Below are 13258 nucleotides of genomic sequence, written 5' to 3'. Positions count from 1 at the left end.
CCTATTGTAGCAAATAAACAACTTCACTGGTGCATTCTTCAAATCAAAAAGGAACTACCCCAAATAAGTAGTTCCTTCCATACAACATTGGATGTCAGTTAGCTTCCTTGCTCGATCACCTTCAAACTCTTACGCTGAGAAAATCGGCCAAACGCTACCATTAGAATGGTCATAAGTAAAGCGAGAAAAACCGTGCCAGCACTTATCCAGCTTAGGTTTAATATAGATGTTTCGCTTAGCACAAACCCTCCTACACCAGAGCCTAAGGCAAATCCGAATTGAATAAATGATGTATTGACACTTAACGCGATATCTGGAGATTTTGGTACAAGTGTGACAAGATATAGCTGCTGAGCTGGTGATGTGCTCCATGTAGCGATCATCCATATCATGATGACAGCCACCATAACCACGAGATTCCCTGTGACGAATGCTAGCAGTATGAGCATGATGATTTGCAAAATGATTCCTGTGAAAATCGTGAATATTGGGCCTTTTTTATCTGCTGCTACCCCTCCAAGACTGGAGCCCAAAAAGCTGCATATTCCCGCTAGTAACAAAATGCCACTGATTTCTGTGATGCTCAGGTTTGCTGATGCTTGCAGGAAGGGCGTTAAATAGGTAAATAACGTGGAATATCCACCTACATAAAATAGCGTCACTGCCACCGCGAGTAATATCCGCTTATCTTTTAAAATCGATAACTGCATACGAAGCGTCACCGGTTCTTGTTCTTTCATAGAGGGGATTCGCCTGTACACAACAATCAGCGGAATAAGCGTGATCAATCCAATGGCTGCGAATAATGCTTTCCATCCGATTATACTGCTTAGAAATGTCCCAATTGGAACGCCTAAAACCAAGGAGCTGCTTAATCCCATTAAAATGATGCCAATAGCTGTTCCTCTTTTTTCACGTTCTACAAGACGAGTCGCAACAGCCATTGCCACTACAATAGCCGTCCCCCCACTGATTCCTTGTAAAATCCTTGTCATCATCACCATTTCAAACGAATGGCTGACACTTGTGATGACATTACTTAAAATAAAAATCATCAGCATCCATGACAGTATTTTTTTGCGGTCTATATTGATGGTCAGTGCAATGACAATCGGTGCGCCAATGGCTGCTGAGAGCGCTAAAGACGTGACCAATAATCCAGCAGCAGACGTCGTGACATGTAAATCATCTGCGACCATTTGGATAATGCCTGTAATGATATATTCAATCGTTCCAATTAAAAAGGCTGCTAATGCAAGTAAATAAACAACGGTTTTATTCTTCATCGTGACGTTTCTCCTTTGGGCAATGTTTACGATTTGTTTTCATTTATAATCGGAATTTGAATTTCAATGAGTCTGCCTTCTTCATTTTCAGACAGCGGGTAATAAATCTCTCGGCCCGGCTGGTCTTCTTTCACGCGGTATCCATTATTTTCGATCCATGTCGCTAGGTCAATACAAGCTGTTTGTGCAGATGGAGAATGGGAATGAAATAATAGTGTCGCCATAGTCTCTTCAGCAGGTAACGTACGTATCGTGATTCCTTGAGGAAGAGTGCCTTTTAACGCTTTGACGGAATACCCTACCTCAAATTCGAACTCACTTTCCTTTTCGAATGATTCCCTCCATAGCACTACTTGTGGTCCCGAGATCGATTCTTGTTGATGTTTAAGTAATAAATGATGAAACGTTTGAAAGAATGAGGGAATCTCCTCAACCGTTCCGTTAGATTGAAAAGACATGATGCGTTTGCTTTCCACAGATTTGATGATGACCTCCTGTTCTTTTTCAACACATCCCTCTCGTTGAATGAGGTGCATCCGTTCCTTAATACGCGCTAATTTCTGTTGTTCTCTCTCGATCAATTGCTGAATCTCACTTTCTTTCAGCAGAAACATGCCCTGAATCTGCTCTACTGAGATATCTTCACGAAGAAGCTGAGCCATTTGCTTTAACGTAAAGCCTAATTCCTTGTACAGAAAAATTCGATTGACCTCAAGCAGCTGCTCAGCTGAATAATAACGGTATCCCGAATCTTGATCAATCTGCTTTGGCTTTAATAAATCAATTTGGTCATAATATCTTAATGTTTTAACAGGCACTTTACTTAACATAGAAAAATCGCCGATCTTAAACATCCTGCATCTCCTCCGTTTTGTTGATCTGATCAAAGTATAAACCTTTCAGTTAAGGGGAAGGTCAACATGAAGTTGAATAAATTTTTCAAAAGCGCGAAAAAACCTAGATGTCTCTAACATCTAGGTTTTGCTCATTATTCTAAAATTTTTCTAACAAGCCCATCTCTTCCACAATCTTTATATCATTCATAAACTGTTGCAAACTTACTTTGTTCTCTTTTTTCTGTAAATCTGAAGAATAACCTAAGCATAGATTAAAAATACAATCTAACCTTTCTCCAACTCCACTATAAAAATAATTCGTCAATATTCCATTATTTTCACTTGCAAGAACTACAACTGTAGCCATCTCTAATACATATTCTATATCTTCTATAGAAATCGTTCGATCCTTTTTCTTAGCAGTCATGAATTCATGACTATGAATAGAGCGAACCCTACCTTCAAGTAAATTGAGTATAGACTTCTTATAAATGACATACACCCTGTGAATATGATGTTTATCAGGACAATAGGGATCTTGTAAAATGAATTTTATACGTTCATCTTCTTTTTCCATTATTATTGCATCAAGATCATTTAATAAAATGGAATCAATTTCTTCTATTTTCATAGAACGAAAAGTGTTGGCTGCATGTATTTCACTTTTCATTTGATGAATCCAAACAATCCAATCTTTCCAGACACTTTACAATAGCTCCGCTTTTAAAGAAATTGAGGATGACACCCTCGCTAAATCGTTCGGCTCTCACAACCTCCATCATAAGAGCAAGCACGCACTGCGCATTTAAATTTGAGATGTCCACGTTCTCCATATCGTTCAGTCCCGATTCAATCCCATTTTCTTTCAGGATTTCTCTGTAGCGGATAAGCTCCATCTCTTCATGTTGTTCTGCAAAGGTATAAATATCTGTAATCAAGTGACGGACCGTTTCGGAATAATTCACAAAGGGCATCTGAATCGGATGTTCAACTGTACCATCATTTTCTTGATCGATGACCCATTCCCCAATAGGATCTTCCTGAAGCATCGGTAAGTATTTTGTTAGAATATCGAATTGGCCCATTCTCATTCTCCTCTATTTCATTGATATGGTTCACTTTGTTTCTCGCGATTTCATCAAGTATTTTACTAGTGAGATTATTTAGCCACGCTGGTCTCCCTCAAACCTTTTATTTACCCCATACTCTCATCTGCTTTATGACCAATGCTGCTGTTTCACTCGGATGGCTAAGAGGAAAATGATGACCATATGGAATAAAGTCAACTTGACCAAGATGTGATGGCGCTGAATAGCCTTTGTCATCATTTCCCCAAATGATATGAAGATGATCCTTTGTGACCTCATTGAAATCATCTTGATTGGCTTTCTGTTGTAGTAAGCTGTTAAGCTGAACCGTCGTATTTAATATTCTAGGAGACGTAAAACTATTTCTGACTTTTTCAATATAATGTTCAGGGATGCCCTCCGTATTTTCAAACAAACCATTTTTTAATACATAACGCCCTATCATATTAGTCGATGCCCATTTCAATGTCCATTTGTTCATAAATTGAGGAACATTTCGTGATGCAGCATTTTTCTTATCAATAGGCGGCTGAAGTAAAGTGATTGAATACTTCTGATCGATGTACTCTTGTACCAATGCTTCCAGAAGAATATATGCACCGAATGAATGGCCGATTAGATGTGCACCATTCGCCGCTTTCTCCAATACCTTTTTTACGACATTCAAATAGATATCTAGAAGATGTTTCTCTCGTTTAAAAGGAGAACGTCCCAAACCTGGAAGATCCAAGATCCATACAGGTTGATCCGTTTTTTCATGCAGTTCTTGTGCTAAAGGGAATAAATCCTCTCCATCACTCAACAAACCATGTAATAAAATAAACGGCTTACCCTCTCCTTGTAATTGGTAAAGGGTCGTGTTATCACATAGTGTTCGTTTAAATAAATGATCATCCTTACCGTTTGGATTCATCATTCGATAATCCAGATCAGCTACTACAGCAGGGAAAAATTTCATGACACTTGTCTTCTGAAACCAATCTTCTCCCATTATTTTTTTCACTGCAACATTTGAAAATGTTCTTTTTGTCATAAAGTTCAATCCATCAGAAGGAATGTTTGTGATTTTACTTACGCCACTATTCATCATAGCTTTCATCAATGGCATTGGGACAGATATTTTTGGTGCCCTCATATTCATACTTTCTGACATCACACTCAATAATTCACCAATATTCTGATCGCGCTGCCAGTCTTCAACAAGCGTATATGTTTGAATAGCCGGCTGCTTTAATCTGAAAACCTGCACAATAAACCTCGCAAACTCATCGTTTGAAATAAGTGGCAGCCTATAGTCCTTACCTCCAGGAATGACCGGCATGAGCCCTCTTCGCATACTCTTCACAAGCAAGCCTACTCCTGCTATTTGCTCTGTACTCCCCGTTTGACTACTACCGACGACAGTTGGCGGATTAATGACAGACAGCGGATAACCTACTGCTGATGCCTGTTGACGAATATAAAGATCTGCTAAAAATTTTGTTCTCTCATATGGATTTTTTATTTTCAAATAGCTGTTTCCTTCTTTAAACACATCAATTTCAACCTTGCTATGTTGATCATCAAAGGGACTCATATAACCGACAACATGAATAAATTGCTGCAAGCCCTTCAATTGATGAATACTTTTAGCTAACTCACTCATATGTTTGGCGCCATTTAAAAAGACGGAAGCTGCCTCTTTACTTGTCGCTTGAATATCCATGGGTCCTCCTGCGTGAATGATCACATCCGTTTTCAATACCTTCTCCTTATCTTCAGCACTTAGACCCAAATCGACTTTCGTCAAATCACCTTCAACAAAGTGCATCACTGCCTCTTTTAAGATGCCTCTTTCTTGAAAAGTGCGTGTTGCTTTACTTTTCGATCTCACTAAAAGAAGAATGTTCACATCCTCTTTGGCTAATTCTTTTACTAACTCCTTTCCAATAAAGCCTGTTCCACCAATTAAAAATACTGTTTTCATATGAAGTCTCCTTTTTAGTACTATTCAGTACTAATTTGATGTAAAAAAAATGCTTCCTTTATCGAAGCAAGTTAAATAAATGATCTGCTGTTTTTGTGATGACAGTGGCATCCTTCAATGTTTCTGAAATAAATAACGCGCCTTCAAGATTGGAAATAAATAGGGATGCAACCTCATCAATATGAATCGTCTTTCTGAATTCCCCGTTCTCTACTCCTTGTTTCAGTAATAGAGAAACCTTCTTTTGTAATCCTGTAAAAAACAGTCCTATTTTTTCTTTTATTTGCGTAGCCTGTGCAGGACTTTGAATATAAAGAGTAATAAATGGACAGCTCCCCTTATAGTCTCTCGATTGAACTCCTTGTGATAATTGCTTTAAAAACAGTTGGATACGTTCTTCAACTAAAAATTGGTTCTGAGATAGTACGTCATCAATGGCGGATTGATACATGTCAATCCAATAATCAACGACCCCTTCTAATAATTCCTCCTTATTAGAAAAGTGATAATACACATTAGACTTTGACACTTTGCTTACACGTACTAATTCATCCATGCTTGTATAAGCAAATCCTTTTTCTAAAAATAATGTTGCAGCTACTTCAAGCACACGTTTTTGATTCATTAATTTTACTTTTTTCATAATTAGAACTATATAGTACTAATTTAAATATAGCAAGTGTTTATTTCATTTAGAAAAAAGTCTGATGAAAGAAATTCCCCAAAACTAAAAAAGCTCGAAAATCTAATATGATTTTCGAGCCTTGATTAAAATCTATTTTTTCACGAGAGATACAACAGTCTCCACATGCGCGGTATGCGGGAACATATCGACTGGCTGCATGTATTCGATTTTATAGTCTTTTGACATGTATTCGAGGTCTTTTGCTAGTGTTGATGGGTTGCAAGAGACGTAGACAAGACGTTTTGGTTTGACTTGTTTGACGGTGTCTAAGAAGGTGCGCTCACAGCCGGTTCTTGGCGGGTCCACGACGATGACGTCAGGGCGGAAGCCTTCTTTGACCCATTTTGGCAGCCAATGTTCAGCTGTTCCTGTCACATAGGTCGCGTTTTTCATGCCGTGTTTTTTAGCATTTTTCTTGGCATCATCAATCGATTCTTTGATGACATCCATTCCTCGTACTTCTTTGGCGCCATCTGAAAGCCACATCCCAATCGTCCCAACGCCGCAATACGCATCGACAACTTTTTCTTTGCCAGTCAGCTTTGCCGCTTTTTTCGCTTCGTCGTAAAGCTTTAGCGTTTGATTCGGATTCAATTGGAAGAAAGCACGTGCACTCAGTTCGAAGGAGGTGTCTCCTAAAAATTCTTGAATGACCATGTTGCCAGCTAGGTGAGATGTCTTATGGCCAAAGATGACCGACGTTTTTTCACCATTGATGTTGTGCATAATGGACGTCACTTCTGGCAGACGTTTTTGAATGGCTTCGGCAATTTCTTTTTTCTTTGGAAATTCAGGTTTTGATGTGACTAGAACGACCTGTACTTCACCTGTTTCAAAACCGACACGCACAACAATTGAGCGTACATCGCCTTTTCTCGTCCGTTCATTGTAGACCGATACACCGAATTTCTCTAAAATTTTGCGGACAACGCCCGTTGTTTTGTTCGTTTTTGGATGCTGCACGATGCATTCCTTAATCGGTACAAGCTTATGAGAGTTCAGTCCGTAAAGCCCAGCAATGATGTCACCGCTATGAGAACGCCCTACTTGGAACTGACTTTTATTTCGGTAGTGCCATGGATCTTCCATACCGATCGTTGGCCTGATATCAAGCTGTTCAACTGGTAGTTTTGTATGTCGTTCCATTGATTGAATGACAATATCTCGTTTTTCCCTTAGCTGCTGCTCATACGCCAAATGCTGAAGCTGACAGCCTCCGCACTCTTCGTATACTGGGCATGGCGGCTTCACTCGATGCTCGGAACGCTTTCTTACTTTTCTAACCGTACCTTCTGCATATTTTGCTTGGACATTCGTTGCTTCCACAACCACTTCTTCACCTGGAAGCGCACCTGGGACAAAGACCACTTGCTTTTTAAAATACCCGACCCCTTCCCCATTAATGCCAAGGCGTTTAATGGTAAGCGGAAACTGCTGTCCCTTTTGCAAAAGGGCACTTTGCTGTTTTTCCTTCACTTCATTCTCTCCGTTCTATCTGAACCTTTGATAGGTTGTCTTCATTTTATTCCATCTCATTAGTATACCATGACTTGGACAAAGAGAGAAAATCCCTTTCATTTATCTGTCTCAATGCTTCTCCATAAATATAAAGATGCGTAGCTTAAATAGGGAGTCCAATCCTTGCTTAACACTGCCATCTCTTCTTTTGTCGGCTTTTCAGGCAGGTCAAAATGACGCTTGATGGCGTTTTGAATCCCGATATCTGCCATCGGAAAGAGATTTGGTCTTCCAAGTCCATTCATGAGCACATTTTGAACTGTCCAAGGTCCAATCCCTCTAATCGGAAGCAGACGTTCTTCCACCTCCAGATCAGTTAATTCGTGTAATTCTTCTAAACAAAGAGAGCCGCTCACAATTCGCTTTGAGACATCGATGACATATTCCGCTTTCCGCTCACTAAATTGGAGCTTTCTCAATTCCTCTGTTTCAAGTGAGGCGATGGTTTCTGGTAAAGGATCAAACCAAACCCCCTCTATTTGCTCGCCGTACGTATGAACAAACCGTTTTGTGAGTTCATAAGCAAACGCCAGATTAAGCTGCTGATGAATGATGCATTTCATCAAGCAATGATATAAATGAAAATCCAGCATGAGAGGTGTCCCCTTATGACGCTCAAAAACAGGCGCTAGATTTGTTTGAGAAAAATGCTCATGCACAGCGTCTAATTGATGCTCCATGCCAAATATTCGTTTCACCTCACAGATGAGAGGTTTCTCAGGACCATTTCCTTTCACCCGAAACGTGGGCGCTTCTTTTGTTCCGGTGGCTCGAACGACGACAACGTATGGTGTTTGTTCTAATCTGATGGGTACTTTGATCTCTCTTTTATTTAAATCGACTGCTTTTAATGGATCATTTGATAAGCGACGCAGCACTTGATCAAAGTGATATGGCGGTTCAACGGTCAGCTCTTTTTCCCACATATTTTCCTCTTCCTTTCTGCAAACACGCAGATGCGATTGTTTCACTTTGCATGAATGATTCTCTATATTGAATACTTTCTAACATAAAGAGTACAAGAATTTATCAGTTATATCTTCCTTATTTCCGGTCATTTTCCTTTTGGATGAAGGAACATTTTTAGTCGAATTCAGCTAAAATTCGACAGCACCCTTCATGATTTTAGGTTCATTTTCCTTAAATTAGAAATAGACCCTCTGGGTGATAGCTTCTATCTTGAAAATATTTGTATAATTATGACATATCAAGGAGGTGAACAAAGAAATTAGCTGATTAGGCAATCATTTGTTTTATCTTGCAGGAACATATTTTACCTCATTGATCACCGGCTTCACCTAGTTTCACTTTTTACGAAAAAGAAGACCCAAACTTTTTTTAAAAAAAGGAGATCTGACCAATGAAAAAAACCATTCTTTCTATTGCCCTTGCCACTGCTGTTTCTTCGACACTACCAGTATTCGCTGACGCTGCGGAGAAAAAAACGTCAGCACCCGTCTCTACTACACTACAGCAAACTGTATTAAACAAAGCGGCTGAAGGAAAAGCTGGAACGACAGCTAGTCCTAATGTTAACGTCAACTTCGATGTTCTTGGAATTGCCAATGCCATTGTGAACGCAGTAAACGCAAATGCCAACCGTTCTGGATTCGTTAAGAGCGTGATGGAAAGCACATTCTATGCTGCTGGCGGCAGATATAATGTCATGGTCTTTAACCTCAGCCAGAACTATGAAGACCGTTTTAATGGCGTGAAAACTTTTGCTACTGCTAATCTTGGCAATGTCGTTTATGGTATTTGGGTATTTGAAAGCGGCACCTTTAAAAACAACGGTGATGGCGGCTGGGATAACTGGGCGTTCAGAGGCTGGTTTGACCGTCAAGATAAATTTGTTACGTTCCATCGTCCTTAATTCTCGGTTTTATCCATCAATCATACACGCACATTGGACCGATCTCAGTGATGAGATCGGCTTTTTTTATGCAGAACACGTATAAGTTCACCGGTGCTGCTTCATGATATAATGCAAGTCTGGAGGGGTGCACATGCTGAAGAAAATTGCAGTGACAAAAAACGGCGACTTGATTGAACATGCAACATTGCAGCAGCTTTCAAGCCCCGATATCGCCTGGTATTGGATTGATTTTCATGCGCCTACGGAAAAGGAAGCCGCGCTTTTGAAGGAATACTTTCAATTCCATCCGCTTGCGATTGAAGATTGCTTCCATTATTTACAGCGGCCGAAGCTTGATTTTTATGAAGGATATTTATTTTTCGTGCTTCATGCTCTGAATCAAAAAACGCTTCGATCTGAGGAAATCGATCTGTTTGTTGGTGACAATTATATCGTGACCTTTCATTTGAAGGAAGCGCCATACATTGACCGTGTCATTCGAAAACTCAAAGAATCTGATAAAGCCCGAAACAGTGGGCCTGAGCATATCGCCTACATGTTGATTGATCAGCTTGTCGATGATTATTTCCCTATTATTTATCAAATAGAGGACAGGCTGAATGAAATCGAGGATGAAGAAGGTCATAAAACATATGGAACATTGATGAACGAAGTATTCGGGATTCGATCCGATTTGCTCAAACTGCGAAGAACAATTATCCCGATGAGGGACCTTTTATATCGTATTGTCAACACGCATATGATGAGAAGTGATACGAACCGGCAAGCATACTTTAATGATATTTATGATCACCTTTTGAAACTAACCGAGATTGTCGAATCAAACCGTGATATGACAGCCGATTTACGAGACAGCTATCAGACGCTGAATTCTAATCGAATGAATGCGATCATGATGACATTGACCATTGTGTCGACTATCTTTATTCCACTGACCTTTATTGTTGGGGTGTACGGAATGAACTTTGATAACATGCCTGAATTACACTGGAAGTATGGCTATTTTGGCGTACTGATTTTCATGGGTCTGCTCGTCTCGGGTATGCTTTTGTGGTTTAAGCATAAAGGATGGTTCCGCATATTCAAATAATGTGTCGAGAGAATGGCTGAGGAGGCGGTTAGATGAAAAACTGGATTCCATTGTCTCATCAAGAACGAAAGCTCGTATGGGAGACGCTCTATCGAGATTTCAAATTTCATCCGAGTCTCTCTCGTTTCCCCTCATTTCGGGTACCTTCTCCTTTCGTTACATATGATATTTCTGCTTATTTTGAGGACTCTTCCCTTCTACATGCTGATGAAGACCTTGAAGAGAAAGCATTACTTGTTTTTCAGGAGCTTATCAGAACAGACGAATATATGCTGGCACTTGATTGGCAGCACGAATGCTACTGGATCACACCATACGGCTCATTTGAAAAAGATGAATTTGGAGAATGGACAGTGCCTGTGCTTCCGAACGGGGATTATTATTTCTTTTTATCAAAAGAGATGTATTGGGGCTTGCTAGGACATCCTTGGGAGCAAAGTATCACAATTTTTTGTGAGGGCTTGATTGATTCTTTCTCGCGCCATCATCCGATTTTGTTTCAGCGTAAAATAAGAGAAGGATAAAGAAAAAGCTCGCAGGTGTTCTGCAAGCTTTTTTTCTATAGCTGAGGGAGATGCCATACTTTTTCAAGCATGAGATCGTCTAGGCTTTTAAAAGAATAACCTTGTTTTTTCAGTGCCGTGATGGCATCATCCAATGCCTCGGCATTGTCCCTTGAGACGGTATGCAGTAAGTAAATGGCACCTGGGTGCGCCTGCTTCATCATTTGATCGTAAGCATACTGTTTTCCTTTTTGATGATGGATATGCCAGTCCACAAACGCCACTGACCAAAAAACGGTTTGATAGCCGAGCTCTTTTGTTTCCTTCAGCACTCTTTCACTGAATACACCGCGCGGCGGACGAAGATAGAGGTTGTCTTGTTTTCCAGTGATTTTGTACACGGCTTCATTGACACGCCCAAGCTCTTCTTTGATTTCTTTCGTGCTCTTTGTTGTTAGATCTGGATGGTGATAGGAATGGTTGCCGATGATATGACCTTCCTCTGCCATACGTTTGACGAGCTCCGGCTGGTCCTTAACAAAGTGTCCTGTCACAAAGAAAGTGCCTGGTACTTGATGTTTTTTCAGCACATCTAAGATCTTCGGCGTGTACCCATTTTCATAGCCATTGTCGAATGTAAAATAGATCTCTTTCTTTTTCGTGTTTCCTAAATAGAAGGCATCATACTTTTTTAAAAGGGCGTTCAGTTCTTTACCCGCATCTGCTGGCTTATGTTCTTTGCTTTTCGCAAATCCCCAATGGACAGGCTGATTAGACACGGCTTCCGCTTCTGAGAGAGGCATAGATACAAAAAGCGCACATAAACAGATGAGCATGGTTTTTTTCATTTACGTCACTTCCCGGTTTTTCTTCTATTGTGCAGAATAAGACCGAGACTCATACACTGATTCACCTGCCAATTTAAAGAAAAAAGCCCGCACTGTGCGAGCTATTCTTCCTTCCAATCATTTTTAAACCGTTCATATTTCGCTTCTAGGTCGTCAATCATCTGGATCAGTCTGTCTATATCCTCAACATCTGTTGATTCAGGATCTAATGAATCAATCACATTCATAAACATATCTAATCGGTTCTTTAAATAATCAACCTGCTGCTCTTTGCTGTCTGCTGCCTTGCCCATAGATACACTCCCTTTAGCATTTGTTTCTAGCTTATCTTTTTTTCCCTTGTAAATCAATGAAACCCCACTTGCGTATAACGGTGATGGGGCTTAAAATTAACTGTTGGCGGGTCCACGTTTGCCCGAATGAAAAGGAGATAGATACCATGAACCAAAAAACAGCACTTCGTCCGATTACACCTGCATATGACCCTTGGGAAGCCTATCTCGATGTGCAGGACTACGGAGAGATGAAGCTGACAAATATTGAATTTACAACCACGACGTTGTGTAACATGAGATGTGAGCACTGCGCGGTCGGCTATACTTTGCAGCCTAAAGACCCGAATGCACTGCCGCTTGATTTACTGCTTCGCCGTTTAGATGAAGTTCCGCTTCTGCGCTCAATCAGTATTACAGGCGGAGAGCCGATGCTTTCTCTCAAATCTGTGCGGGAATATGTCGTCCCTTTATTAAAGTATGCCCATGAACGCGGCGTCCGTACACAGATCAACTCAAACTTAACGCTTGATTTGGCGAGATATGAAGAAATTATTCCATACTTAGATGTCCTTCACATCTCACATAACTGGGGAACTGTCGAAGAGTTTGCAACGGTCGGTTTTGCAATGATGGACAGAAAACCAACCTTTGAGCAGCGTGAGAAATTATTTAACCGCATGATTGAAAATAGCCGGGCACTTGTCAAAGCAGGTGTGACCGTATCTGCTGAAACCATGCTTAATAAGCGTACGCTTCCATATATTGAACACATCCACCGGCAAATTGTGGAGGAGATGAAATGCCAGCGCCACGAAGTTCACCCGATGTACCCAAGTGATTTTGCCAGCGCACTTGAATCATTGACGCTTCCGCAAATGCGTGATGCGATTCATCAACTGCTTGATATTCGTGATCAAGACACATGGATGCTGTTTGGCACCTTGCCATTTTATTCTTGCAGCCCAGATGAAGAAGACCAGCGCCTCCTCAAACGATTGCGTCAGGAGAAACATGTCACGGTACGAAATGACCCTGATGGACGCTCACGGCTGAATGTGAATATTTTTGATGGGAATATTATTGTGACAGACTTTGGTGATACACCGCCACTAGGAAATATTGCTACTGATACATTGCAATCCGCGTATACTCGCTGGATGGACACGAAATTAGCAAAAGAGCTGAATTGTCATTGTCCAAGCGTACAATGCCTTGGTCCGAATGTTCTTGTGAAAAACAGCTATTATCAAGATGTTGATTTTACTTCTCGTACAGCCAGGGGGTAAC

Annotated in this window: 14 protein-coding genes; 4 read left to right on the top strand and 10 right to left on the bottom strand. The window is 40.5% G+C overall.

All coding sequences use genetic code 11. The features are described from left to right. Window positions 1-98: 98 nt before the first annotated feature. The 8 genes from MHH68_RS04035 to MHH68_RS04000 form a co-directional block, all read right to left on the bottom strand. Window positions 99-1286, bottom strand: a complete 1188-nt coding sequence (locus MHH68_RS04035) for an MFS transporter (RefSeq protein WP_180309382.1) — start codon at window positions 1284-1286, stop codon at window positions 99-101. Window positions 1287-1312: 26 nt separating this feature from the next. Next, complete coding sequence (locus MHH68_RS04030) at window positions 1313-2140, bottom strand: MerR family transcriptional regulator (protein ID WP_339165256.1); 828 nt, start codon at window positions 2138-2140, stop codon at window positions 1313-1315. 139 nt (window positions 2141-2279) lie between these two features. Beyond that, window positions 2280-2792, bottom strand: a complete 513-nt coding sequence (locus MHH68_RS04025) for a hypothetical protein (protein ID WP_339165254.1) — start codon at window positions 2790-2792, stop codon at window positions 2280-2282. Further along, entirely contained in the window at window positions 2782-3207 is a 426-nt protein-coding gene (locus MHH68_RS04020) for a DUF6508 domain-containing protein (RefSeq protein ID WP_339165252.1), read from the bottom strand. Before MHH68_RS04020 ends, MHH68_RS04025 begins: the two co-directional genes overlap by 11 nt. Before the next feature lie 106 nt (window positions 3208-3313). Beyond that, window positions 3314-5176: an alpha/beta fold hydrolase gene (locus MHH68_RS04015; protein WP_339165250.1), complete on the bottom strand. Its 1863-nt coding sequence runs from the start codon at window positions 5174-5176 to the stop codon at window positions 3314-3316. A gap of 58 nt (window positions 5177-5234) precedes the next feature. Then, complete coding sequence (locus tag MHH68_RS04010) at window positions 5235-5801, bottom strand: TetR/AcrR family transcriptional regulator (protein WP_339165249.1); 567 nt, start codon at window positions 5799-5801, stop codon at window positions 5235-5237. 150 nt (window positions 5802-5951) lie between these two features. Next, on the bottom strand, window positions 5952-7337 hold the full coding sequence (rlmD, locus tag MHH68_RS04005) for a 23S rRNA (uracil(1939)-C(5))-methyltransferase RlmD (RefSeq protein WP_339165247.1): 1386 nt from the start codon (window positions 7335-7337) through the stop codon (window positions 5952-5954). Between the two features lie 98 nt (window positions 7338-7435). Further along, window positions 7436-8305, bottom strand: coding sequence for a DNA-3-methyladenine glycosylase (locus MHH68_RS04000; RefSeq protein WP_144462994.1), 870 nt, complete (start codon window positions 8303-8305; stop codon window positions 7436-7438). A 434-nt stretch (window positions 8306-8739) separates the two neighbouring features. Between MHH68_RS04000 and MHH68_RS03995 the strand changes: the two genes are divergently transcribed. The 3 genes from MHH68_RS03995 to MHH68_RS03985 all read left to right on the top strand — a co-directional run bounded on the left by MHH68_RS03995 (window position 8740) and on the right by MHH68_RS03985 (window position 10869). Continuing rightward, a complete protein-coding gene (locus MHH68_RS03995; protein WP_044139727.1) occupies window positions 8740-9252 on the top strand; it encodes a hypothetical protein in 513 nt (170 codons plus the stop codon). Between the two features lie 133 nt (window positions 9253-9385). After that, window positions 9386-10345, top strand: coding sequence for a magnesium/cobalt transporter CorA (gene corA, locus MHH68_RS03990; RefSeq protein WP_144462996.1), 960 nt, complete (start codon window positions 9386-9388; stop codon window positions 10343-10345). A gap of 32 nt (window positions 10346-10377) precedes the next feature. Next, the gene (locus MHH68_RS03985) at window positions 10378-10869 is read left to right on the top strand and encodes a DUF2716 domain-containing protein (protein ID WP_339165244.1); all 492 of its coding nucleotides are present in this window, start codon (window positions 10378-10380) and stop codon (window positions 10867-10869) included. Window positions 10870-10904: 35 nt separating this feature from the next. Here the strand turns inward: MHH68_RS03985 and pdaA are convergent, their stop codons facing one another. Then, window positions 10905-11696 carry a delta-lactam-biosynthetic de-N-acetylase gene (pdaA, locus tag MHH68_RS03980; protein WP_339165243.1) on the bottom strand — a complete coding sequence of 264 codons (792 nt, stop codon included), beginning with the start codon at window positions 11694-11696 and terminating at the stop codon, window positions 10905-10907. Between the two features lie 101 nt (window positions 11697-11797). Further along, a complete protein-coding gene (locus MHH68_RS03975; RefSeq protein WP_012009274.1) occupies window positions 11798-11989 on the bottom strand; it encodes an SE1561 family protein in 192 nt (63 codons plus the stop codon). A gap of 146 nt (window positions 11990-12135) precedes the next feature. Here MHH68_RS03975 and yfkAB point away from each other — a divergent pair, with 146 nt between their 5' ends. Next, a complete protein-coding gene (gene yfkAB / locus MHH68_RS03970; protein WP_169057343.1) occupies window positions 12136-13257 on the top strand; it encodes a radical SAM/CxCxxxxC motif protein YfkAB in 1122 nt (373 codons plus the stop codon). The last annotated feature ends 1 nt before the right edge of the window (window position 13258 follow it).

This window comes from Bacillus sp. FSL K6-2841 (assembly GCF_037976435.1).
In the GTDB taxonomy this organism is placed as follows: Bacteria; Bacillota; Bacilli; order Bacillales; family Bacillaceae; genus Bacillus; species Bacillus pumilus.
The sequence above is the reverse complement of the archived record's forward strand: the minus strand, read 5'-3'. Positions and strand labels throughout refer to the sequence as shown.

Excerpts from the sequence above, each read along its gene's own strand:
- corA (WP_144462996.1), top strand. The coding sequence starts at position 9,386 with ATGCTGAAGAAAATTGCAGTGACAAAAAACGGCGACTTGATTGAACAT.
- MHH68_RS04035 (WP_180309382.1), bottom strand. The coding sequence starts at position 1,286 with ATGAAGAATAAAACCGTTGTTTATTTACTTGCATTAGCAGCCTTTTTA.
- MHH68_RS04015 (WP_339165250.1), bottom strand. The coding sequence starts at position 5,176 with ATGAAAACAGTATTTTTAATTGGTGGAACAGGCTTTATTGGAAAGGAG.
- MHH68_RS03985 (WP_339165244.1), top strand. The coding sequence starts at position 10,378 with ATGAAAAACTGGATTCCATTGTCTCATCAAGAACGAAAGCTCGTATGG.
- MHH68_RS04010 (WP_339165249.1), bottom strand. The coding sequence starts at position 5,801 with ATGAATCAAAAACGTGTGCTTGAAGTAGCTGCAACATTATTTTTAGAA.
- MHH68_RS03995 (WP_044139727.1), top strand. The coding sequence starts at position 8,740 with ATGAAAAAAACCATTCTTTCTATTGCCCTTGCCACTGCTGTTTCTTCG.
- yfkAB (WP_169057343.1), top strand. The coding sequence starts at position 12,136 with ATGAACCAAAAAACAGCACTTCGTCCGATTACACCTGCATATGACCCT.
- MHH68_RS04030 (WP_339165256.1), bottom strand. The coding sequence starts at position 2,140 with ATGTTTAAGATCGGCGATTTTTCTATGTTAAGTAAAGTGCCTGTTAAA.
- MHH68_RS04020 (WP_339165252.1), bottom strand. The coding sequence starts at position 3,207 with ATGGGCCAATTCGATATTCTAACAAAATACTTACCGATGCTTCAGGAA.
- MHH68_RS04025 (WP_339165254.1), bottom strand. The coding sequence starts at position 2,792 with ATGAAAAGTGAAATACATGCAGCCAACACTTTTCGTTCTATGAAAATA.
- MHH68_RS03975 (WP_012009274.1), bottom strand. The coding sequence starts at position 11,989 with ATGGGCAAGGCAGCAGACAGCAAAGAGCAGCAGGTTGATTATTTAAAG.
- MHH68_RS04000 (WP_144462994.1), bottom strand. The coding sequence starts at position 8,305 with ATGTGGGAAAAAGAGCTGACCGTTGAACCGCCATATCACTTTGATCAA.
- pdaA (WP_339165243.1), bottom strand. The coding sequence starts at position 11,696 with ATGAAAAAAACCATGCTCATCTGTTTATGTGCGCTTTTTGTATCTATG.